Origin of the sequence: Micromonospora sp. NPDC126480 (assembly GCF_040302465.1) — a bacterium.
Classification (GTDB): domain Bacteria; phylum Actinomycetota; class Actinomycetes; order Mycobacteriales; family Micromonosporaceae; genus Micromonospora.
The window spans coordinates 53,272-77,223 of the sequence record NZ_JBEORU010000028.1; the positions used below are offsets into that span (position 1 = coordinate 53,272).

Annotated in this window: 14 protein-coding genes; 10 read left to right on the plus strand and 4 right to left on the minus strand. The window is 69.7% G+C overall.

Annotated features, from left to right (window positions below):
- Nucleotides 1-26: 26 nt before the first annotated feature.
- On the minus strand, nt 27-1,106 hold the full coding sequence (locus ABTW87_RS23280; RefSeq protein WP_350653070.1) for a glycoside hydrolase family 19 protein: 1,080 nt from the start codon (nt 1,104-1,106) through the stop codon (nt 27-29).
- Nucleotides 1,107-1,237: 131 nt separating this feature from the next.
- Complete coding sequence (locus ABTW87_RS23285; protein ID WP_350653071.1) at nt 1,238-2,467, minus strand: hypothetical protein; 1,230 nt, start codon at nt 2,465-2,467, stop codon at nt 1,238-1,240.
- Nucleotides 2,468-2,720: 253 nt separating this feature from the next.
- Here ABTW87_RS23285 and ABTW87_RS23290 point away from each other — a divergent pair, with 253 nt between their 5' ends.
- The 8 genes from ABTW87_RS23290 to ABTW87_RS23325 all read left to right on the plus strand — a co-directional run bounded on the left by ABTW87_RS23290 (nt 2,721) and on the right by ABTW87_RS23325 (nt 18,917).
- On the plus strand, nt 2,721-4,826 hold the full coding sequence (locus tag ABTW87_RS23290) for a cellulase family glycosylhydrolase (protein ID WP_502891632.1): 2,106 nt from the start codon (nt 2,721-2,723) through the stop codon (nt 4,824-4,826).
- A 418-nt stretch (nt 4,827-5,244) separates the two neighbouring features.
- The gene (locus ABTW87_RS23295; protein ID WP_350653073.1) at nt 5,245-6,264 is read left to right on the plus strand and encodes a LacI family DNA-binding transcriptional regulator; all 1,020 of its coding nucleotides are present in this window, start codon (nt 5,245-5,247) and stop codon (nt 6,262-6,264) included.
- A gap of 253 nt (nt 6,265-6,517) precedes the next feature.
- The gene (locus tag ABTW87_RS23300; RefSeq protein ID WP_350653074.1) at nt 6,518-7,897 is read left to right on the plus strand and encodes an ABC transporter substrate-binding protein; all 1,380 of its coding nucleotides are present in this window, start codon (nt 6,518-6,520) and stop codon (nt 7,895-7,897) included.
- Nucleotides 7,898-7,975: 78 nt separating this feature from the next.
- Nucleotides 7,976-8,932 carry a carbohydrate ABC transporter permease gene (locus ABTW87_RS23305; RefSeq protein ID WP_350653075.1) on the plus strand — a complete coding sequence of 319 codons (957 nt, stop codon included), beginning with the start codon at nt 7,976-7,978 and terminating at the stop codon, nt 8,930-8,932.
- Nucleotides 8,933-8,944: 12 nt separating this feature from the next.
- A complete protein-coding gene (locus ABTW87_RS23310; RefSeq protein ID WP_350653076.1) occupies nt 8,945-9,832 on the plus strand; it encodes a carbohydrate ABC transporter permease in 888 nt (295 codons plus the stop codon).
- A gap of 43 nt (nt 9,833-9,875) precedes the next feature.
- Nucleotides 9,876-11,507 (plus strand): glycoside hydrolase family 13 protein, encoded by a 1,632-nt coding sequence (locus ABTW87_RS23315; protein WP_350653077.1) that lies wholly within the window; start codon nt 9,876-9,878, stop codon nt 11,505-11,507.
- 143 nt (nt 11,508-11,650) lie between these two features.
- Nucleotides 11,651-14,512: a discoidin domain-containing protein gene (locus tag ABTW87_RS23320; protein WP_350653078.1), complete on the plus strand. Its 2,862-nt coding sequence runs from the start codon at nt 11,651-11,653 to the stop codon at nt 14,510-14,512.
- 115 nt (nt 14,513-14,627) lie between these two features.
- Nucleotides 14,628-18,917 carry a discoidin domain-containing protein gene (locus tag ABTW87_RS23325; RefSeq protein ID WP_350653079.1) on the plus strand — a complete coding sequence of 1,430 codons (4,290 nt, stop codon included), beginning with the start codon at nt 14,628-14,630 and terminating at the stop codon, nt 18,915-18,917.
- 91 nt (nt 18,918-19,008) lie between these two features.
- Here ABTW87_RS23325 and ABTW87_RS23330 read toward each other — a convergent pair whose 3' ends face one another.
- Entirely contained in the window at nt 19,009-19,806 is a 798-nt protein-coding gene (locus ABTW87_RS23330) for a S1 family peptidase (protein WP_350653080.1), read from the minus strand.
- A 223-nt stretch (nt 19,807-20,029) separates the two neighbouring features.
- Here ABTW87_RS23330 and heR point away from each other — a divergent pair, with 223 nt between their 5' ends.
- Together heR and ABTW87_RS23340 are read left to right on the plus strand one after the other, a co-directional pair.
- Nucleotides 20,030-20,797: a heliorhodopsin HeR gene (gene heR / locus ABTW87_RS23335; protein WP_350653081.1), complete on the plus strand. Its 768-nt coding sequence runs from the start codon at nt 20,030-20,032 to the stop codon at nt 20,795-20,797.
- A gap of 386 nt (nt 20,798-21,183) precedes the next feature.
- Nucleotides 21,184-23,637 (plus strand): hypothetical protein, encoded by a 2,454-nt coding sequence (locus tag ABTW87_RS23340; RefSeq protein ID WP_350653082.1) that lies wholly within the window; start codon nt 21,184-21,186, stop codon nt 23,635-23,637.
- A 2-nt stretch (nt 23,638-23,639) separates the two neighbouring features.
- Here the strand turns inward: ABTW87_RS23340 and ABTW87_RS23345 are convergent, their stop codons facing one another.
- Nucleotides 23,640-23,927, minus strand: coding sequence for a CU044_2847 family protein (locus ABTW87_RS23345; protein ID WP_350653083.1), 288 nt, complete (start codon nt 23,925-23,927; stop codon nt 23,640-23,642).
- Nucleotides 23,928-23,952: the final 25 nt, after the last annotated feature.

Genomic DNA, 23,952 nt, shown 5'->3' on the forward strand with positions numbered 1-23,952 from the left:
GACGGCGCGGGCCCGGCCGGTGCGGGTCAGCAGTAGAGGTTGGCCCCGGCGGGTACGCCGAGAATGCCCACGAACTGCTGGTACCGGCTCACCCGGCTTTGCACCTGGGCGGGATTGCCGCCGTTGCACTCGATCGAGCCGTTGATGCTGCGGATGGTCTCACCGAAGCCGGCGCCGTTGACCATCGCCGAGTGGGCGGTCATCCGGCCCGGCCCGTTCTGGGTCATCCAGTACCAGATCGCGGTCTTCCAGGCCACCGCGGCGTCGTTCTGCACCAGCCAGGGGTTGGTCAGCAGCGGCAGCCCGAGTGCGTTACCGGCGGCGTTGTAGTTGAAGTTCCAGCTCAGCTGGATGGGGCCGCGTCCGTAGTAGGCGGCCTGGCCGGCGGGGCAGCCGTACGGCTGGCTGGCGTCGCAGTAGTGCGGGTAGTTGGCCTGGTTCTGCTCGACGATGTGGACGAGCCCTCCGGTCTCGTGGTGCACGTTCGCCAGGAAGGCGGCGGCCTCCTGCCGCTGCACGGTGGTGCTGCCGGTCTTCGTGAACGCGGGGTAGGCGCTCAGGGCGGCCACGAGCCCGGAGTAGGTGTAGAAGGAGTTCCGGCCCGGGAACATCTGGTTGAACTGGGTCTCGGTCACCACGAAGCCGCCCGGGTTGGTGGGAGGCGGGGTGGTGGGCGGCTGGCTGCCGCAGGTGTACGGGTTCCAGTACCAGGTGCTGATGATCGGGTCGTAGCCCGGGTTGTCGTGCTCGGCGATGTAGTAGAGCCCGTTGGTGTACCGGACGATGCTGCCGGCGGGGTACCAGGTGCCGGCGACCCAGTTCGGGTGGTTGCAGGTTCCGCCGGGTGGCGGGGTGGTTCCGCCGCCACAGCTGCCCAGGTCCTGCCAGACGCCGGTGGTCCCCGGCGGTGCCTCGTTCTGCGTCCACCACCGCGCCTGGTAGTTGCGGCCGTTGTGGGAGACCTGGGCGCCTCCGGTGTAGACGGCCGAGGCCTGCCAGGGTGTGGCGCAGGCGGCGGCGGATGCCGCTGTCGACGGGATGATCGCCATCAGCCCACCGGCGACGGCCAGTGCCGCCAGCGCGGCCAGGGCGCGCAGTCTCGACATGTGCTCGCTCCTTCCCGGGTGCCCCGCGCCGGCAACACGGGGCCAGTTATCGATGGCGCTCACTGTAGCACTACTGTTCACAATCTTTACTATTAAGATTGCGAAGGTGTGCCGTGCGCTAGCGCCGGCGATCAGTCGCCGGGGCAGAGGAGCGGGTCCACGATCGGCAACTCGACGACGCCGACGCACACGGTGAGCAGGCTGGTCGTGGCCGGCGTCGGTGTGTCCGTCGGAGTCGGTGTCGCGCTCGGCGGAGCGCTCGGTGACGGGGTCGGAGTCGGAGTCGGGGTGGTGCCGGGCGTCGGGCTCGTGGTGGGCCGGCCGCCCGGGCTGGCGTCCACCGCCGGGGCGACGGTGTCCCGCACCGGCGGCCGGACCTCCGGTGCGACCCGTGCCGGATGCCGCGTCCGAGCTGCCGGCGGCAGCGGCTCGCGGGCGGCGGCCTGCGGGACCGGCGCAGCGGTCGTCGGGGTGGCCGGCGCCGGGGGAGCGGCCCCGGCCGGGCCGGGCCGGTCGGCGGTGCCGGGCAGGGTCGCGGCGACCTCCGTCCGGTGCGGTCGCTCAGCCGATTCCGCGTCGACGAATCCGGCCGTCAGGGCGGTGAGCGTCGCCGCCGCCGCGACCGCGGTGCCGAACCGGCGCTCCGGCCGCAGCGCCGTGAACGGGGCGTCCGACGGCCGTGCCGGTGCCGGCGGGTTCGGCCGGGTCGCCTCGTGCTCCGCCAGCAGGGCGTCGATCTCGGCGACGACGGTGGCCCGCCGGTCGGTGGCGGTGGCGTACGCGAGGGTGAGGTAGAAGCGGGCGTTCACCGCACCGGCCGGCTCGGCGAGCAGCCCGGCGAGCCGGCGACAGTCGAAGGTGTGCAGCAGTGTCAGGGGCACGCCGGGGTGTTGGGCGATGCCGGTGGTGTCCGCGTACCACCATTCACGTCGGCTCTCCGGCCCTGCGAACGCCACCCGTCGATCCGTGATCACCGCCGCGCCCGCCGCCACGACCCGGAAGCCGCGCGGCAGGCGTCCGTCGAGTGGCGTGGCGCTCGCGCCGACGGTCAGGTCGGGAACCGGCAGCCCGCGTACGTGTCGTGCCGGGACCTCGACCAGCCGTGCCGTCGGCACGACCCGGAAGACCACCTCGTCGTCCTCGAACCGCACCGGCAGGCTGTCCCGCGCCGGGTGGCAGCCCTCGAAGGTGGCCGCCTCGATCCGCAGCCGGAGGAGGTGCTCGTGGTGCCGGTCCCAGGCGGCGACCGCCTCGTGGTAGGCGTACCGGCGCCGGGCGTCCTCGCGACGGGCCCAGGCGACCCGCCAGCGGGGTGCGGCGTCGGGGTTCGAGCCGTCGATGACCGCTGATATGGCTGTCACATCCGGTTCAACCCGGCACCCACCGAGAAGGAAACGTCACTTGCCGTTACTTCCGATAAGAGCCGAACGTTGTATTTGTCCACTCGTCGAACATCCATTCACCTCCTCCGTCGCGCCGCCTCCACCACGCAGACATCGGCAGCCGCCGATTGACAAAGTTTAGAATCCAAACTTAATCTCGGGATCGAGCTGGGTCACCATGCCCGGCGCCTTGCACCTGACCCCGCACCTCACCACCGTTTCGGAGGCACGCATGACCGGTCGGCCCGGCACCCTACGAAGAACGAGATGGCGGTTGAGCCTGGTCGCGACCGCAGTCACCACGCTGTTGGCGGGCTTCGCGCTGGCCGTCGCCGGCACCGCGCACGCGGCGGCCGGCTGCCGGGTGACCTACGCGGCGCCCTCGCAGTGGCCGGGCGGTTTCACGGCCAACGTCACCGTCACCAACCTCGGGGACCCGATCAACGGCTGGAACCTGACCTGGACGTTCCCCTCGGGCCAGCGAGTGACCCAGGCGTGGAACGCGACCATCACCGCGGTCGGTGACCAGGTCACCGCCAGCAACGTCAGCTACAACGCAGGCCTGCCCACAAACGGCTCGGTGTCGTTCGGCTTCAACGGCTCCTGGTCGGGCACGAACACCGCGCCCAGCACGTTCGCGCTCAACGGTGTCACCTGCACCGGGTCCGTGGGCGGCACGACGCCGCCGCCCACCACCACACCGCCGCCGCCGACGACGCCACCGCCCACCACACCGCCGCCGGGCACCGACGCCATGGCGGCCGTCGCCGCGATGCAGCCCGGCTGGAACCTGGGCAACACCCTCGACTCCACCGGTGCCGATGAGACCTCGTGGGGCAACCCGCGGGTGACCGAGGCCCTGCTGGAGAACGTCAAGGCACAGGGCTTCAAGAGCATCCGCATCCCGGTCACCTGGTCGGCGCATCTCGGCGGGGCGCCGAACCACACGATCGAGGCCGCGTACCTGAACCGGGTCAAGGAGGTCGTCGACTGGGCCCTCGCCGACGGCTTCTACGTGATGATCAACATTCATCACGACTCGTGGCAGTGGATCAACACCATGCCCACCGACCGCACCAATGTGCTGAACCGCTACAACGCGATCTGGACCCAGCTGGCGAGCACGTTCCGCAACTCCTCGTCGAAGCTGGTCTTCGAGAGCGTCAACGAGCCGCAGTTCACCGGCAGCTCCGGCGACGCCCAGAACGCCAGCCTGCTGAACGAGCTCAACACGTCGTTCCACCGGATCGTGCGCCAGTCCGGCGGCTACAACGCCACCCGGCTGCTGGTGCTGCCCACCCTGCACACCTCGTCCGAGCAGGCCCGGATCGACGAGCTGCTGGCCACCTTCAGCGCCCTCGACGACCGGAACCTGATCGCCACCGTGCACTTCTACGGCTACTGGCCGTTCAGCGTCAACGTCGCCGGCGGCACCCGGTTCGACGCCACCGTGCAGAAGGACCTGACCGACTCCTTCGACCGGGTCCACAACGCGTTCGTGAGCCGGGGCATACCGGTCATCATCGGCGAGTACGGCCTGCTCGGCTTCGACCGGCACACCGGCACCATCGAGCAGGGCGAGAAGCTGAAGTTCTTCGAGTTCCTGGGGTACTACGCGCGGACGCGCCAACTGACCACGATGCTCTGGGACAACGGGCAGCACTTCAACCGGACCACCTTCCAGTGGCGCGACCCGGAGCTGTTCGCGCAGATCGCGTCGAGCTGGACCACCCGCTCCGGCACCGCGTCGTCCGACCTGCTGTTCAACGCACGGGCCACGGCGATCACGAGCAAGTCGCTGACCTTGAACCTGAACGGCACGTCGTTCGTCGGGGTACGGCAGGGTGGCACCGACCTGGTGCGCGGCAGCGACTACACCGTCTCGGGCGATCAGTTGACCTTCACGGCCGCCGCCCTCACCCGCCTGACCGGCAATCGGGCGTACGGCGTGAACGCCACGCTGCACCTGCGGTTCTCGGCCGGCGTGCCGTGGCGGGTCAACGTGATCACGTACGACCGGCCGGTGCTGTCGAACGCCGCCGGAACGACGGGCTCGTTCGCGATCCCCACCCAGTTCCGGGGCGATCAACTCGCCACGATGGAGGCCAGGTACGCCGACGGGAGCAACGCCGGGCCGCACAACTGGACGTCGTACAAGGAGTTCGACGTGACGTTCGCGCCGGACTACGCGGCCGGTGTGATCACCCTGACCCCGGAGTTCTTCGCCGAGGTCAACGACAACAGCCCGGTCACCCTGACCTTCCACTTCTGGAGCGGCGAGCGGGTGACCTACCGGGTCACGAAGAACGGGGGCGGCGTCACCGGCGTGGCCGGCTGACGGGCCCGGCTGCGGGCACCGGCGTCCAGCCGGTGCCCGCAGCCACTTGCCGGGCGGTCCGCCCCGGGTGGCCCTGGCCGCCGGACGGCCGGGCACCGACGCGCCGCCGAGCTGACGCCGGCGAACACCGGGGGTAGTCGTGCTCGCAACCCCGAACAACTCCGCCGACGCCTTTGCTCTGCTTACCCATACGCAACAGTGACGCTCCGCAGTCCGCGCGGCGCGGAGACTGCCGGGTGGACGAGCGCCCAACCGCTGCTCAGCAGACATGTGCGTATTGGTAAGCAGAGCAAAGGGGCGCGTGAGTGCTGTCGTTCCCGAACCTGGGGCAAATAGCTGCCAGGGTGCGTCCCGTTTCGGACTGCGCACGGCAAATTGGGGTTCGATTCTTTCGTTTGTTTGCCGTACCGTTCCAACGGTGACGAAGCGGCTGACCGATGTGGCCCGCAAGGCGGGTGTGAGTGAGGCGACCGTCAGCCGGGTGCTGAACGGGCGCGGTGGTGTGTCCGAGGCGACCCGTACCGCGGTGCTGACGGCGCTGGACGTGCTCGGCTACGAGCGCCCGACCAAACTGCGCGGGGAACGCGCCCGCCTGGTGGGGCTGGTCCTCCCCGAACTGCAGAACCCGATCTTCCCGGCCCTCGCCGAGGTGGTCACCGGTTCGCTGGCCCAGCGCGGCTTCACGCCGGCGCTCTGCGCCCGCACCATCGGCGGCGTCTCCGAGTCGGCGTACGTGGAGATGCTGCTCGACCACCAGGTCTCCGGGGTGATCTTCGCCGGCGGGTCGTACGCGCTGGCCGACGCCTCCCACGAGCACTACCGGCGGCTGACCGACCGGGGGCTGCCGGTGGTGCTTGTCAACGCGGGCGTCGAAGAGCTCGGCTTTCCCCGCGTCTCGACCGACGACGCGGTGGCGGTGGAGCAGGCGTACGGTCACCTGCGCTCGCTCGGGCACGAGCGGATCGGCCTGGTGCTCGGCCCGGAGGACCATGTGCCGTCGCGGCGCAAGCTGTCCGCGCTGCGCCGGGCGGCGGGGTGGGCCGAGGACGACGACCGGTGGGTGGAGCGATCCAGTTTCTCCATGGAGGGGGCCCGGGTCGCCGCGACGAAACTGGTCGACCGGGGTGTCACCGGCATCGTCTGCGCCAGCGACGTGCTGGCTCTCGGCGCCATCCGCGCGGTGCGCCGACTCGGCCGATCGGTGCCGGACGACGTGTCGGTGGTGGGCTTCGACGACTCCGCGTTCATGACCTGCACCGACCCGCCGCTGACCACGGTGCGGCAGCCGATCGAGACCATGGGCCAGGCGGCGGTGGACCTGCTGGTGACCCAGATCGAGGGTGGTGGCGTGCTCGCCGACGAACTGCTCTTCGAGCCGGAACTGGTGGTGCGCGGCTCGACCGCGCCCGCCCCGGAACCGGGCCGCGCCCGGCCCTGACCCCCGCCTGCTGACGGACGCGACGGCCGTCGACCGCTGCCCGCGGTCGACGGCCGTCGCGTGTTGCGTGCAAAACGGGTGAAGCCGTGCGAACCGATCGGACCGCGTCGGGCCGTCGACGGCTACCCATCGGCAGTCGCTTTCTTTCGTCATTCGATCGAAACCTTGCCGTCATGAGTCTTGGTAGCTACAGTGACCGCACTCACATTTGCACCTTCACGGCGACACACCCGTTTCCCGAAGGGATGGACAGATGTCCGTACCGCAGTACCGGAAGGCTGCGGCGTTGGCGCTCGCGGCCGGCCTGGGGCTCGGCCTCACGGCTTGTTCCACGAAGAGCGACGACGCGAGCGGCGACGCGAGCGGCAAGGTCACCATCACCGTCGACTGCCAGCCGGTCGGCGCCCAGAAGGAGCTGCTGCAGAACTGGAACGACGACGTCGCCGAGTTCCAGCGGCAGAACCCCGACATCATCATCAAGAGCGTCAGCGTCGGCGAGCAGTGCAACAACCCGCCGGACTTCACCGCCCGCCTCGCCGGCGGCACGGTGACCGACGTGTTCTACGGGTACATGACCGACCTCCAGCAGGTGCTGGACTCCGGCCAGGCGATGGACATCACCGAGTACGCCGACAAGGACACGGTCCCGACCTGGGACAGCGTCGACCCGGCACTCAAGGAGGTCTTCACCGACAACGGCAAGCTCTACGCCGTCCCGGTGAAGAACTACTCGATGGGCCTGGTCTACAACAAGGCGCTGTTCCAGCGGGCGGGGCTCGACGTCAACAACCCGCCCAGGACGTGGCCCGAGGTCCGGGCCGCCGCCAAGAAGATCTCCGCGCTCGGCGAGGGCATCGCCGGGTACGCCGAGTACAGCGCCGGCAACACCGGCGGCTGGCACTTCACCGCCCTGCTCTACTCGCAGGGAGGTCAGGTGCTGACGCCGGACGGCACGAAGGCCGACTTCAACAACGCGATGGGCAAGCAGGTCCTGCAGAACCTCAGGGACATGCGCTACGGCGACAACAGCATGGGCGACCGCCAACTGCTGCAGTGGGGCGACCTGCTGACAAACGCCGCCGCGGGCAAGGTCGGCATGTTCATCGGCGCACCGGACACCACGCAGGCGATCGTCAGCCAGTTCCAGGGCAAGTTCCAGGACTGGGCGATGGGCCCGCTGCCCGGCCAGGACGGCCCGGCGAAGGCGACGCTCGGCGGTGGCGAGGGCTACTTCTTCAAGAAGGGCCTCAGCCCGGAGCAGGTCGACGCGGGGTTGAAGTGGATCGCGTACCAGAAGTTGACGCCGGGCAAGGGCCAGCTCGACTACGTCCGCGCCAAGCCGCAGAACTACCCGGTCGGCCTGCCGCAGCCGCTGCTCTTCGCCAACGGCACCGAGGCGCAGAAGCAGGAACTCGAGTTGCGCAAGGCCAACGCGAACGTCGACACCGCGAACTTCGCAGTCTTCGAGGCGAACCCGGTTCCGATCAAGGGTGAGCCCCGCAACGCCCAGGCGATCTACGCGGTGCTCGACGCGGCCATGTCCGGGGTCCTGACGAACCCGGACGCCAACATCGACGCACTGCTGAAGACGGCCGAGGACAAGGTCAACCAGCTCCTCGCCGCGCAGGGCTGACCTGAGCCGGTGGGGGCCGGTGCGCCGGCCCCCACCCGGCCCACCTCGCACCGTCCGGTCCCGACACCAGGAGTCGCCTTGACGATCACCTCCGCCCCGGGGGCCATCAGAGCACCCGGCCGCCCCGCACCCCGGTCACCCGAGCGGCCGCGGCGTACCAGCCTCGGCCGCAAGGTGCGGGACAACCTCACCGGCCACGCGTTCCTGATCGGCGCGGTGGTGTGCTTCGCGGTCTTCTCCTGGTACCCGATGGTCCGTGGCATCGTGATGAGCTTCCAGCGGACCCGGCGCGGCGAAACCACCTGGGTCGGCTGGGACAACTACCTTCGGATCCTCGACGACCCCAGCTTCTGGACCGCCTGGAAGAACACCTTCTACTTCACCTTCCTGGCGCTCGTCCTCGGCTACGCGGTGCCGTTCTTCGTCGCGATCCTGCTGAACGAGTTCCGCCACGCCAAGGGGTACTTCCGCATCCTGGTCTACCTGCCGGTGATGCTGCCGCCCGCCTCGGCTCTCTTCCTCTTCAAGTACTACGCGTACGACCCCAGCGAGGCGGGGCTCTTCAACGCGATCCTCAAGGCCCTGCACCTGCCGACCTCGCAGTGGATGCAGTCCCCGGAGATGACGATGCCGGCCATGGTGCTCGCGTCGACCTGGATGAACATGGGCAGTGCGGTCCTGATCTACCTGGCCGCGCTGCAGAACATCCCGGGCGAGCTCTACGAGGCGGCCGAGCTCGACGGCGCCGGGATCTGGCGACGTGTCCGGCACGTGACCATCCCGCAGACCCGGCTGATCCTCGCGCTCCTGGCGATGCTGCAGATCGTCGCCACCATGCAGCTCTTCATCGAGCCGCTGATCCTCGCCAACGGCGCGGGCGCGGAGGACTCGGCGACCTCGGTCGCGTACCTGATCTACCAGCACGGCTTCTTCCAGAACGATCTCAACGGCGCGGCCGCGCTCGGCGTGATCATGCTCGTCGTGCTGGCCGGCTTCTCCGCCGTCTACCTGCGGCTGACGGCGAAACAGGACTAGGACGGACGAGCCATGGCACAGGACTCCGGGACCCGCACCCTCATCTCCCCGGCCCAACTACGGCGCGGACGCGGCCGGGCGATCTACTGGACCCTGCTGGTCGTCACGATCATCGCGTTCACGCTCGTCTTCCTCGGGCCGCTCTACTGGATGGTCACCGGCGCGCTCAAGTCCGGGCAGGAGATCGCGCAGACCCCGCCGTCGCTCTTCCCGCAGGACCCGCAGTGGCGGAACTACACGGACGCGTGGAACAACCTCGACCTCGCCAAGCTGCTGTTCAACACGTTCTACTACGCGGCCGGCGCGGTGCTGTTCCAACTCGTCCTCGACACGGCCGCGGCGTACTCGCTGTCGAAGCTCCGGCCGGTCCTCGGCAACGTGATCCTCGGCCTGATGCTGGCGACGCTGATGATCCCGGCGATGGTCCTCATCGTCCCGCAGTACGTGACCGTGATCGACCTGCCGATCCTGAACCTCAGCCTGCTCGACTCACCGTTCGCGATCTGGCTGCCCCTGGTCGCCAACGCGTTCAACATCTTCCTGCTGAAGCGGTTCTTCGACTCGATCCCGGAGGAGCTGATGGCAGCGGCTCTCGTGGACGGGGCGACGCCGCTGCGCACCCTCTGGTCGATCATCCTGCCGATCTCCCGCCCGATCCTCGGCGTGGTCTCGATCTTCGCCGTGACCGCGGTCTGGAAGGACTTCCTCTGGCCGAAGCTGGTCATGCCGTCGCCCGAGACCCGGACGGTCAGCGTCGGGATCTACGCCTTCGCCGGCGGTACGCCGATGAACGTGGTGGTCGCCGCGTCGGTGATCGCCGCGATACCCACCGTCATCCTCTTCCTGATCTTCCAACGCAACATCATGTCCGGTCTGACCACCGGCGGCCTCAAGGGCTGACCCGGCGGCCTCGCCGACGTACCGACGCAGAAAGCAGGTGCTCGTGTCCGCAGCAGACAGTGGTCCGTGGTGGCGTGGAGCGGTGATCTACCAGGTGTACCCGCGTAGCTTCGCCGACGGGAACGGCGACGGCATCGGCGACGTCGCCGGCATCCGGTCCCGGCTGGGCTACCTGTCCGCGCTCGGCGTCGACGCGATCTGGTTCAGCCCGTGGTACCCCTCGCCGATGGCCGACGCCGGCTACGACGTGGCCGACCACCGCGACATCGACCCGGTCTTCGGCACGCTCGCCGAGGTGGAGGCGCTGATCACGGAGGCGCACGCGCTCGGCATCCGGACCATCGTCGACGTGGTGCCGAACCACTGCTCCGACGCGCACCCCTGGTTCCAGGCGGCCCTCGACGGTGGCCCCGGCGCGCCCGAGCGGGAACTCTTCTGGTTCCGCCCGGGCCGCGGCCCCGACGGCGACCGGCGCCCCACCGACTGGGTGGGCGAGTTCGGCGGCCCGACCTGGACCCGCACCACCGACCCGGACGGCACCCCCGGCGACTGGTACCTGCACCTCTTCGCCCCGGAACAGCCGGACTTCAACTGGGACCACCCGCGGGTGCGCGCCGAGTTCGAGGACATCCTGCGGTTCTGGCTCGACCGCGGGGTGGACGGCATCCGGATCGACTCGGCCGGGCTGCTGGTCAAGGACGCCACGCTGCCGGAGATCCGGCCGGATGCGGTGCACCCGTTCCACGACCTGGACGGGGTGCACGAGATCTACCGGGGCTGGCGGCGGATCGCCGACTCGTACCCCGGCGACCGGGCCCTGATCGGTGAGGTGTGGCTGCCGGACCGGCAGCGGTTCGCCAACTACCTGCGCCCGGACGAACTGCACGCGGCGTTCAACTTCGACTTCCTCGGCTGCGCCTGGGACGCCGCCGCGCTCCGCGAGAGCATCGACGGGACGCTGAGCGCCCACGCGCCTGTCGGCGCCCCCGCCACCTGGGTGCTCTCCAACCACGACGTCACCCGGCACGTCACCCGTTACGGCCGCGCGGACACCACCTTCAGCTTCGCGGCCAAGCGCGAGGGGATCCCGACCGACCTGGAGCTGGGCACCCGCCGGGCCCGGGCGGCCGCGCTGCTGTCGCTGTCGCTGCCCGGCGCCGCCTACGTCTACCAGGGCGAGGAGCTGGGTCTCTGGGAGGTCGAGGACATCCCGTACGAGCTGCGGCAGGACCCGATGTGGGAACGTTCCGGCCGGATCGACCCGGGCCGGGACGGGTGCCGGGTCCCGATGCCGTGGTCCGGCGAGTCACCGCCGTTCGGCTTCAGCCCGGAGGGCGCGGCGGCGCCGTGGCTGCCCCAGCCGGCCGACTGGAAGGACCGGACCGCCGCCGCGCAGGCCGGCGACGGGCACTCGATGCTTGAGTTGTACCGGGCCGCCATCGCCATCCGCCGGGCCGATCCGGCGCTCGGCGACGGCACGATGACCTGGCTGCCCGCCCCGGACGGGGTGCTCGCGTTCCGGCGTGACCCGGGCTTCACCTGCCTGGTCAACCTCTCCACCGTGGCGGTTCCGTTGCCGCCGCACACCGGCCGGCTGCTCGTCAGCGGCCCGCTCGACGACGACCTGTTGCCGCCGGACACCGCCGTCTGGCTGCGTACCACCGAACCGGCCTGACCCGCGCGGTGCCGGCGGTCCCGTCCCGGCCGCCGGCACCGCACCTCACCCCGCCGGCCCCGACCGGCGCGAGCAACCGGAGGCACCACCGCACCACAGCACGGGGGGATTCGGACCCACCGACGAGAGGGAGAGCTCCGCTCATGCCCGACCACACCACCACCGCCACCCCGCCCCGAAGAGCCCGGACCCGCGCGGGGGTGGCCGCCCTCGCCGGCGTCGCTCTCACCGCGACCTCGCTCACCGTCATCTCGTTGACAAGCACCGCCACCCCGGCCCGGGCGGCCGGGCTGTCCCCGTTCGACATTCCGGGCCGGGGCGCCACCGTCCCGTTCGTCGAGCAGGAGGCGGAGGAGGTCACGCACACCGGCACGAAGATCGGCCCGGACCGGCGCTACGGCACGCTGCCGTCCGAGGCGTCCGGCCGCGAGGCGGTCACGCTTGACGCGGTCGGCGAGTACGTCGAGTTCACGCTGACCGCGCCGGCCAACGCGGTCACGTTCCGCTACAGCATCCCGGACAACGCCGCCGGCACCGGCCGCGACGCCAGCATCGACGTGCGGGCGAACGGCACCCTGGTCAGGACGGTCCCGGTGACCTCGAGGTACGGCTGGTACTACGGCGGCTACCCGTTCAACAACAACCCCGGCGACACCAACCCGCACCACTTCTACGACGAGACCCGGACCGTTTTCGGGACCACCTACCCGGCCGGCGCGAAGATCCGCCTCCAGGTCTCGTCGGTCGCTCAGTCCCCCAGCTTCACCATCGACCTGGCCGACTTCGAGCTGGTCGGTCCGGAGATCACCAAGCCCCCGGGCGCGCTGGACGTGGTGGCCGACTTCGGCGCCGACCCGACCGGCGCCACGGATTCGACCCCGAAGTTCCAGGCGGCGGTCGACGCCGGTAAGGCGCAGGGGCGGGAGGTGTGGATCCCGGCCGGCACGTTCACGCTCTGGGATCACGTGGTGGTGGACAGGGTGACCCTGCGCGGAGCCGGACCGTGGTATTCGGTGCTCGGCGGCCGCCACCCCACCGACCGCAAACGCGCCGCCGGCATCTACGGCAAGTACGTCCCGGGCGGCGGCTACAGCGGCGAGATCCGTCCTCACGAGGCCGGCGGTCCGAGCCGCAACGTGACCCTGCGGGACTTCGCCATCATCGGTGACATCCGGGAGCGGGTGGACGAGCACCAGGTCAACGCCATCGGCGGGGCCATGTCGGACTCGGTGGTGGACAACGTCTGGCTCCAGCACACGAAGGTCGGTGCCTGGATGGACGGCCCGATGGACAACTTCACCATCCGGGACAGCCGGATCCTGGACCAGACCGCCGACGGCGTGAACTTCCACTGGGGAGTCACCAACTCCACGGTGACCAACACGTTCGTCCGCAACACCGGTGACGATGCCCTGGCCATGTGGGCGCAGAACGTGCCGAACGTGAACAACTCGTTCACCTTCAACACGGTCGGCGTGACAATCCTCGCCAACCACCTGGTCACGTACGGCGGCCGGGACATCCGGATCACCGACAACGTGACCGCCGACTCGGTCACCAACGGCGGCGGCATCCACGTCGCGAACCGCTATCCCGGGGTGCACGGCGCGACCGCCGTCGCCGGGACGATCACGGTCGCCCGGAACACACTGATCCGCAACGGCAACTCCGACTACAACTGGCAGTTCGGGGTGGGTGCGCTCTGGTTCTCCGCCCTCAACGAGCCGATCCGGGACGCGACGATCAATGTCACCGACACCGACATCCTGGACAGCTCGTACGCGGCACTGCACTGGATCGAGGGCGCCACCAGCGGGATCAGCTTCAGCAACGTCCGTATCGACGGCGCCGGAACGTACGCGCTCCAGGTGCAGGCGCCCAGCCAGGTCTCGTTCACGAACGTGCGGGCCACCGGGATCGCCCAGTCGAACCCGATCCACAACTGCGTCGGCAGCGGCTTCCAGATAAACCAGGGCCCGGGCAACTCCGGGTGGTACACGTCCGCCCCGTACTGCGGCCCCTGGCCGGAGCCCCGGTGGGGCGGCGGCCCGACCACCCCGCCGCCGAGCACTCCGCCCATGACCCCGCCGCCGACCACTCCGCCGCCCACCGGCGGCAACCTGGCTCTGGGCCGGCCGGTCACCGCGACCAGCAGCACGCAGACCTACCTGGCGGCCAACGCGGTCGACGGCAACGCCGCCAGCTACTGGGAGAGCGCGAACAACGCCTTTCCCCAGTCGATCACCGTCGACCTGGGCGCCGCGCGGGCCGTGGACCGGGTGGTGCTGAAGCTGCCGGCCGGCTGGGAACGCCGGACCCAGACCATCGCGGTGCTCGGCTCCACCGACGGGTCATCCTGGGCCACGCTCGCCGGGCCGGCCGGCCGCACGTTCGACCCGTCGTCGGGGAACGCGGCGACGGTCGCCCTGCCGGCCGGTGAGCGCCGGTTCGTCCGGCTGTCCTTCACCGGCAACACCGGCTGGCCGGCGGGGCAGGTCGCCGAGTTCGAGGTGTACGGCGGCGGCACGAGCCCATCGCCGACGACCCCGCCACCGACGACCTCACCGCCGACCACCCCACCGCCAAGCGGAAACCTGGCGGCCGGGCGGCCGGTCACGGCGACCAGCCACACCGACGTGTACGCCGCCGGCAACGCGGTGGACGGCAACGCCGCCACCTACTGGGAGAGCGCGAACAACGCCTTTCCCCAGTCGATCACCGTCGACCTGGGTACCGCCCGTCCGGTGTCCCGGGTGGTGCTGAAGCTGCCACCGTCCCCGGCCTGGCAGACGCGTACGCAGACGCTGGCCGTGCTCGGGTCCACCGACGGTTCCTCGTTCAGCACGCTCCGGGGCTCGACCGGCTACACCTTCGACCCGGCCGGCGGCAACACCGTGTCGATCGCCCTGCCGGCCGGTGAGCGCCGGTTCGTCCGGCTGACCTTCACCGGCAACACCGGCTGGCCCGCCGGCCAGCTCGCCGAGTTCGAGGTCCACGCCGCCTGAGACGTGCGGGGTGGGACCGCGCCGCCGATCCGGTCCCACCCCGTACCCGCTCCACCCCGCACACCGCTCCACCGCACGCGCCTCTCCACGTCCCGGGAAGAAGGTGTCCACAACCATGTCCAGAATCCGAACCCGACTGGTCGCGGTGCTCACCGCGGTCGGCCTGGCCGTCACCGCGGCGCCGGCGCCGCCGGCCGCCGCCGCGGGAGGCCCGAACCTCGCCGCGGGCCGGAGCGCCTCGGCCAGCAGCACCAACGGGCCGTACGTCGCCGCGAACCTCACCGACGGCAATCAGGGCAGCTACTGGGAGAGCGGCGCCGCCCTCCCGCAGTGGGCCCAGGTCGACCTCGGCTCCAGCCAGTCCATCGACCAGGTCACGCTGAAGCTGCCGGGCAGCTGGGAGGCACGTACCCAGACGCTGTCCGTGCAGGGCAGCGCGGACGGCAGCGGCTTCAGCACCATCGTCTCCTCCGCCGCCCGGTCGTTCAGCCCGGCCGGCGGCAACACCGTCACCATCACCTTCCCGCCGACCAGCACCCGGTTCGTGCGGATCGCCGTCACCGCGAACACCGGCTGGCCGGCCGCGCAACTCGCTGAGCTGGAGGTGTACGGCGCCGCCACCTCGTCGACCAACCTCGCCCTCGGCAAGGCCATGGCCGAGAGCGGTCACGCCGACGTGTACGGCGCCGGCAACGCCAACGACGGCAACGCGGCCACGTACTGGGAGAGCGCCAACAACGCGTTCCCGCAGTGGATCCAGGTCGACCTGGCCGCCACGGTGAACGTCAACCGGCTGGTGCTCAAGCTGCCCGCCGGCTGGCCGGCGCGCAGCCAGACGCTTACCGTGCAGGGCAGCACCAACGGGTCGAGCTTCGCCACCCTGGTCGCCTCGGCCGCGTACGCCTTCAGCCCCGGCTCCGGCAACACCGTCACCGTCACCGTGCCCACCGCGACCACCCGCCACGTCCGGCTGCTCTTCACCGCCAACACCGGCTGGCCGGCCGGGCAGCTCTCCGAGCTGGAGGTCTACGGCCCGGCGACCGGGGACACCCAGCCGCCCACCGCGCCGGCCAACCTGGCGTACACCGAGCCGGCCAGCGGCCAGATCCGGCTGACCTGGACGGCGTCGACCGACAACGTCGGGGTGACCGGGTACGACGTCTACGCCAACGGGGTGCTCCGCACCAGCGTCAACGGCTCAACCCTGACCTGGACCGACACCCAGCCGGCCGGTGCCACCGTCACGTACCACGTGCGGGCGCGGGACGCGGCTGGCAACCAGTCGCCGAACAGCAACGCGGTGACCCGTACCGGCGACACCGGTGACACGACCGCGCCGACCGCGCCGGGCAACCTGGCGTACACCGAGCCGGCGAGCGGCCAGATCCGGCTGACCTGGACGGCGTCGACCGACAACGTCGGGGTCACCGGCTACGACGTCTACGCCAACGGCGCGTTGCGGGCCAGCGTCACCGGCGGCACCCTGACCTGGACCGACAACCAGCCGGCGTCCGCCACCGTCGCCTACTTCGTCCGGGCGCGGGACGCGGCGGGGAACGTGTCGGCGAACAGCAACACGGTGACCCGTCCCGGCAGCACACCGGGCGGTACCAACCTGGCCGTCGGCAAGCCGGCCACCGCGTCCTCGACGGTGCACGTGTTCAACGCCGCCAACGCCGTCGACGACGACGTCACCACCTACTGGGAGGGCGCGCCCGGCGCGTACCCGAGCACCCTGACCGTCGCGCTTGGCGCCAACGCGAGCATCAGTGCCGTCGTGGTCAAACTGAACCCGGACCCGGCCTGGGGGCAGCGCACCCAGACCTTCCAGGTGCTCGGGCGGGAGCAGTCCGCGGGCGGCTTCACCACGCTTGTCGGCTCGGCGGCGTACTCGTTCAGCCCGGCCGGCGCCAACACCGTGACGATCCCGGTCTCGGCCACGGCGGCCGACGTCCGCCTCCAGTTCACCGCCAACACCGGCGCGCCCAACGGGCAGGTCGCCGAACTCCAGGTGATCGGCGCGCCGGCGCCCAACCCGGACCTGGTGGTCACCGCCGTCTCGGCCGCGCCGGCCACGCCGGTGGAGACCGACCCGGTCACCCTCTCCGCCACCGTGCGCAACGCCGGCACGGCACCCTCCGCCGCCACCACGGTCGCCTTCGACCTGGGTACGACCACAGTCGGCACCGCCAACGTCGGCGCCCTCGCGGCCGGCGCCTCGACCACCGTCTCGGTCGCCATCGGTCCCCGCAACGCGGGCAGTTACGAGTTCGCCGCGACAGTGGACCCGGCGAACACGGTGATCGAGCAGAGCGAGGCGAACAACCGGCGCACCGCGCCGAGCCCGCTGACCGTCAACCCGGTCGCCAGCTCCGACCTGGTCGCCGCCACGGTCACCTGGTCGCCCGGCACGCCGGCGGCCGGGGCCACCGTCACCTTCGCGGTGACCATCCGCAACCAGGGCACGGTGGCCTCGGCGGGCGGCGCGCACGGCGTCACGCTCACCGTGGTCGACGACGCCGGCACCGTGGTCCGCACCCTGACCGGCTCGTACACGGGAACCATTGCCGCCGGCGCCACGGCCGGCCCGGTCAACCTCGGCACCTGGACCGCGGCCAACGGCCGGTACACGGTCCGGGTCGTGCTCGCCGACGACGCCAACGAGCTGCCGGTGAAGCGGGCCAACAACACGAGCGAGCGGCCGCTCTTCGTCGGTCGTGGCGCGAACCTGCCGTACGACATGTACGAGGCGGAGGACGGCTCGGTCGGCGGCGGGGCGCAGGTGGTCGGCCCGAACCGGACCATCGGTGACCTGGCCGGTGAGGCGTCCGGACGACGGGCGGTGACGTTGAACAGCACCGGCGCGTACGTCGAATGGACCACCAAGGCGCCGGCGAACGCCCTGGTCACCCGCTTCTCCATCCCGGACGCGCCGGGCGGTGGTGGCATCGACGCCACTTTGAACATCTACGTCAACGGGGTCCTGCACAAGCCGATCAACCTGACCAGCAGGCACATCTGGCTCTACGGCGCGGAGAGCAGCCCGAGCGACTCGCCGAGCGCCGGCCCGCCGCGGCATATCTACGACGAGGCAAACGTGCTGCTGAACGCCACCATCCCCGCCGGCAGCCGGATCCGGTTGCAGAAGGACCCGGCCAACACCACCACGTACGCCATCGACTTCGTCAACCTGGAGCAGGTGGTGTCGCGGCCCAACCCCGACCCGGCCCGGTACGCGGAGCCGACCGGTTTCAGCCACTCCGATGTGCAGAACGCGCTCGACCGGGTGCGGATGGACACCGGCGGCAACCTGGTCGGGGTGTACCTGCCCGCCGGCACCTACGAGACCGCCCAGAAGTTCCAGGTCTACGGCAAGCCGGTGCAGGTGGTCGGCGCGGGCATGTGGTTCACCCGGTTCCAGACGCCGACGAGTCAGCAGAACACCGACGCCGGATTCCGGGTGGAGCCCTCGGCGAGCGGGTCGTCATTCGCCCATCTCTCCTTCTTCGGCAACTACACCGTCCGGCAGGACGGGCCGGGGAAGGTGTGGGGTGAACTGAAGGACGTCGACAACCTGACCCTGGACAACGTCTGGGTCGAGCACACGGTCTGCGCCTACTGGGGGGTGAGCGTCAGCGGCCTGACCATCACGAACAGCCGCTTCCGCAACACCTTCGCCGACGCGGTGAACATGACCAACGGCAGCACGAACAACCGGATCGCCAACTCGGAGGGGCGGTCCAACGGTGACGACGCGTTCGCGCTGTTCTCGGCGACCGACCAGGGCGCCAGCACCGGCAACCACGGCAACGTCCTGGAGAACCTCACCGCCACGCTGACCTGGCGGGCGGCGGGCATCGCGGTGTACGGCGGCTACGACAACGTCTTCCGCAACCTCTACATCGCGGACCAGCTGACGTACTCCGGCATCACGATCAGCTCGCTGGACTTCGGATATCCGTTCATCGGGTTCGGGGCCAGCCCGCCGACCCGGTTCGAGAACATCTCCCTGGTCCGGTCCGGCGGCCACTTCTGGGGCGCGCAGACCTTCCCCGCGATCTGGGTGTTCTCGGCGTCGAAGGAGTTCCGCGGCATCCGCGTGTCCGACGTGGACATCGTCGATCCCACGTACTCCGGGATCATGTTCCAGACCAAGTACGACCAGTCGGGGCGGCCGGAGAATCCGGTGACCGACACGGTCTTCACAAACGTGTCGATCAGCGGCGCCCGGCGCAGCGGCGACGCGTTCGACGCCAAGTCCGGCTTCGGCATCTGGGTTAACGAGATGCCGGAGCAGGGCCAGGGCCCGGCGGTCGGCTCGGCCACGTTCGTCAACCTGCGGTTGAACGACAACTGGCAGGACATCCGCAACACCACGTCGACCTTCACCATCAACCGCAACTGATCCGGGTTCCTCCGAGGCGCCGCCTCCCGGCGGCGCCTCGGCACTGGGTGACCCGGCCGCCTCGCGCGGCCGGGCCACCCCACCGGGTCGGTCAGCCGCCGAGGCTGGCGGCCGCGGACTGGATCGCCGAGGCGTACGTGCTCACCTGGGTGTAGACGCCGGGGTAGTTGGGCCGGGCGCAGCCGTTGCCCCAGCTGACGATGCCGACCTGGATCCAGGCGTTGGCGGCGTCCCGACGGAACATCGGGCCACCGGAGTCACCCTGGCAGGTGTCCACCCCACCGCTCGCGTAGCCGGCGCAGATCTCCTCGTTGGGAATGATCTGGCCGCGGTAGTACCGGTTGCAGGTGGTGTCGTCGACGAACGGCACGGTGGCCTTGAGCAGGTAGCGCTGCTGCGGACCGCCTTCCCGGGCGGCGCCCCAGCCGGCGACGGTGAAGGTGCCGTTGTCGTACGCGGTGCTGGTCGTGATCTTGAGCGTGGCGAGCGAGGTGACCGGGGTGGCGAGCCGGATCAGTGCCCAGTCGTCGCCGTTGCCGTTGTAGCCGGGGGCCCGGTAGACGTAGTTGGAACGCACCTGGATCCGGCTGGAGGACTGCAGGTCGACCACGCCCAGGGTGGCGGTGATGCTGGTGTTGGAGCCGGTACGGCCGACGCAGTGCGCGGCGGTCAGCACCAGTCGCGGGCTGTAGAGCGACCCGCCGCAGCCCATGGAGAGCCGGACCATGAACGGGAACTCACCCTGCGCCGCACGGGTGCCGCCGACGACGAACGGCGTCACGTCCCCGGTCGGCGCGGCGGCGGCGGGCGCCACCATCGCGACCGATCCTGCGGTGACCGCTACCAGGACAGCCGCCAACCGGCCGAGGAATCTACGCCAACGCACCATGGGTCCCTCCAAGACATCGACGGCGAGCCTCCTGGCTGCGCCGCATCCGCGGTGGCAGGGAGCCTATGGGCAGATATCGATGAACAGCAATGCGTTGGTGCATCCCGTCTTCGTCATACGCCCGCCCCGGTCGGTCCCGGCCCACCCGCCGGTCGCAGGCGGACCTCAGAAGATGTGCCCAAACCCCGACGAACCGCTGTCCCAGGTCCCTATGGTGGCGCCCATGGGGCACCAAGCGGTGGCAGGCCGCGACCGCTACCGGCGGTTGCGAGCGATAAACGTGCTCGTCGGTCTGTTGCTGGCGGTCGAGGGCATCTGGATGTGGGTGGCCAGCAGTGACCTGTCGCTGCCGGTCACCGCGTCGTACCTGACGGCGGACCCGGTGACGCTGCGGGACGCCACGCTCCCGGAGGTGGCCTTCCGGATCGCCGTCGGGCCGGCGGTGGCGGTCTTCCTGCTGCTCGCCGCGCTCGACCATTTCGTCACCGCCGCCCCGGGCGTGCACCGCTGGTATGAACGCAACCTGGACCGGCGAACCAACTACGCCCGCTGGATCGAGTATTCGGTAAGCGCCTCGATCATGATCGTCCTGATCGGCCTGTTCGTCGGGATCCGCGATCTCGCGGCGGTCATCGGGATCTTCGCCGCGAACACCGCGATGATCCTGTTCGGCCTGTTGATGGAGCGGCAGCAGACGCCGGGACGCGCGGACTGGAGCGCCTTCTGGTTCGGTACGCTGGTCGGCCTGGCACCCTGGCTGGCGATCGCCGTCTACGTCGCCCAGCCACCGGAGATTCCCGGCTTCGTGTGGGCGATCATCATCGTTCAGCTTCTCCTCTTCGCGAGCTTCGCGGTCAACATGGCGTTGCAGTACGCCCAGCGTGGCCGGTGGCGTGACTACCGCTACGGCGAGGTCTCGTACATCGTGCTCAGCCTCGCCGCCAAGTCCGCGTTGGCCTGGCTGATCTACGTCAACGTGCTGCGCACCTGATCGGCCCACCCGGATACAGGGGTTACCGGGGTTGCCCAACCTTTCTCCCAACGCAGCGTGGGCGGGGCAGTAGCCGCGACAACACGGCCAGCACCACCCGGTCGGCCGGTTCGAGATCGGGGCGGTGCGCCCGGCGGCGTAGCAACCGACTTACGAGCCCGACAACTGCCTCGCCGTCCTGCGCAAACCTCCTGAGCAGCGGCAAAGCCCTTCCGGTCGCGGACCGACCGGCGGCACGCCGGTGTCGTTTGGGTGACCGGGATGGCCCAGGCCGCCGGAGGCACACCTACCGTGGAGGGCGTGAGGCGCCTCTCCGCCAGCTCACGGTGTGCCACGGCCGAGGCCGCGGTAACGCGCCACGCTGTCACCCCGGTCGGAGTAATCGAGTGAGTAGCGCTGGCACCGGATTCGCGTGGGAGCGGTTCTCCGCCGAGGTCGCGCCGTCGCGGATCACGCTTCGCTATCGCCACCTGTTCGGGCCGCGACTGTCCATCACCCTGAGTGATGTGAGTGCGGACGGCTCGTGGCGCGTGCCGGCGAGCTACCAGTTCTTGGAGCCGTCGCTGAAGGACAGCCGCCCATACGCGATCATCAAGATCGTAGCGGCCCCTGGGGTCAGCGTGTCCCTGGATGGGTTTCCGCCGCTGCCCTATGACGCCAGACCGACGCTGCCGATGGTGGAGATCATCAGGGTGCAGGATCCGGAGCTGGTGCCGCCGATCGGTTTCGACTTCAACAACCACCACCTCATGGCGGAATACGAACTGGGCCATCCGTTCTGGCCGGACCCCGACGCCAGCCGGACCGGTAGTGTGCGCGACTTCACGCACAAGTTGCAGGCGCCGATGGACTACCTGAGTGTCGTGCCGCTGCACAACGGTGTCATTCTGCGCCATCACTGGAGCCGTCAAGACCTCATCATCACCGTGCCGACCTGTGCGCAGGATATCCAAGGCAAGCCGGGCGCCTACAACGGCAACGCCAAGTTCTATGTCCAGGTCAATCCTGGCGCTAGCGTGTGGAGCCCAAGCCAGGGGCGCGATTGGCTTCCCGTCGTCGAGGTGGTGCGGACACCTGACGTGCTGGTCGAGGTCGCCCGGATGCCGAAGGAGTTTGCGCTGACGGCATGGACCGGGACGTCTGCATCCACCACTGAGCGATTCTGGCAGATCTACGAGACGGACAAGATCTCGCGGGTACCCGATTTCGGTGAACGCTTCCTCAAGCCGTCCTCATCGTGGAGACACGTCAGCGTCGACGGCGTGAGTCAGCCCGTCGTGGTCAGCCCGGCCTTGGCCGCGATGGACCTGGCGGTGCGCTTCGTCCCCGGCCTCGGAGACGCGATCGACATCATGGAGTTCACCGACGCGCTGTTCACCGGACGGGACCTCTACGGTCGCAAGCTGTCCACGAGCGACATCGTCATGATGGGTGTGGGGGCGCTTTTGCCGTATTCCGTGCCGAGTATGCGCCGCGCCGGCAGCGCGGTCGCGGCGAAGGTCTTCGGGCGCAAGACCGCCAAGGCGCAGACGCTACTGGAACGGATATCCCGGCTCAGCAAGCAGGACGCCGACCTTGCTCGGGAAGTGGCAGACGCCATCAAGAAGGGGCGACACGTGTCCACGGCCCAGCTGCAGAAGTACGTGAAGATCTGCGAGAAGCTGAAAGGGACGCCACCATCGGCGGGTCTACTGCTCAATGTAGATCAGACCGGCTTCACCCATGCGGATCTGCAGGCCGCCTACCGCTCCTACCTGGTAAGCCCGGGCACACGGAAGGTCGATCCGCTGACCTGGGTCATCCGCACCCGTAACCCTGCGGCAATGCGGCTACTCCGGTCGGTCCTCGGGCAGGGCTACGCCAAGAGCGCACTGAGGTCGCAGGCCGGACGGGCCGTCAACCTCTTCGAGGTCCCGCGCCCCGCCGACCTGCCGGATGACAAGGCCGCCACGATTCTCCGGGATGTTTTCAGCCGCCCGAAGCATGACCTGCGCAAGCTTGAGGGATATCTCGGCGTGTCCGTGCGGGGGCTCGATCCCGACCTGGTGCTCAAGCAGCTGCCGACCGTGAATCCGGTCGTCAAGCTGGGCCTGCTCAACCCCATCAAGGGTGAGTTGCTGGAGATCATGTCCCGCGACCTCATGCTGAAGCATCTCGACGACGCCGTGAGACTGAAGCCGAACTATCGCCGTGCCCGCCTGTATCAGGACGTGATGATCCGCGTGCGCGACAAGGCCACCGGGAAACTCGGGCCGCCGCGGCAGTTCACCGACGGCATTATCGGATATCACGGGCGCAGCGGCTTTCAGGCCATCATTGTTTTCGAATCCAAATCCGGCTACCGGGGTGGACAGGAAGCCACCAAACAGACGTTCGACTGGGTGGAAGGGCGCCTGACCGATGCCGACGGCAGCGTGCTGGTGTTCCCCAAGGGCGCGAGGGAGACGCTGCCGGATGGCACCACGCGCCTGCTGGAGACGGAGCTGCGGTACATCTACGACCCGGCTGCCGCGCCCAAGCGGCATGTGGTCGGTCTCAACAACGCCAGGCGGGTGATGATCACCGCCAAGGGCAAGTCTCTGCTGGGCATCAACTCAGCCGATCAGATCGCCACCGGTGTCATCCGGCAGGAGGCGACGATGACCGCGGAGGAGCTGGAGCAGGCAACCAGACTCGTCGTCCGGGTCAGACCGCCCAAGTCGGGCGAGGAGGTTTTCGTGAGGCTACCGCAGCATGTCGAGGATGTCTCCTCAGCCCAGCTCGACTGGTTGGCGGCCCAGATCGTCGCCAAGGTTGCACGCCGTGCGGCCATTGAAGCGGACGGCTCCGGCGAGCAGTGACATCAGTCGAAGTCCTCGGCGAACTCGGCGGCCGATCCGGCGTCGCCACCGCCGGTCCAGGTCAGCTTCACGGCGAAACTCGCCTGTGCCGAATCCATACCCACCACCAGCGCGCCGTCCTCCAACGCCACCAGTCCGAAGGTGACCTCCATCGTGCTCGGCCGCTTGTCTTGCCCAACCTTGGCGATGGCGTCGGCGCACGCCCCGGCCACGCTGGCGAGTACGCCGAACGACTCCGACAGCCCGCCGTTGGAGCCACCGCCTGTGCCCGGCCCCACTTCGATGCTCACCGTTCCGTTGGGTCCTGAGAACGAA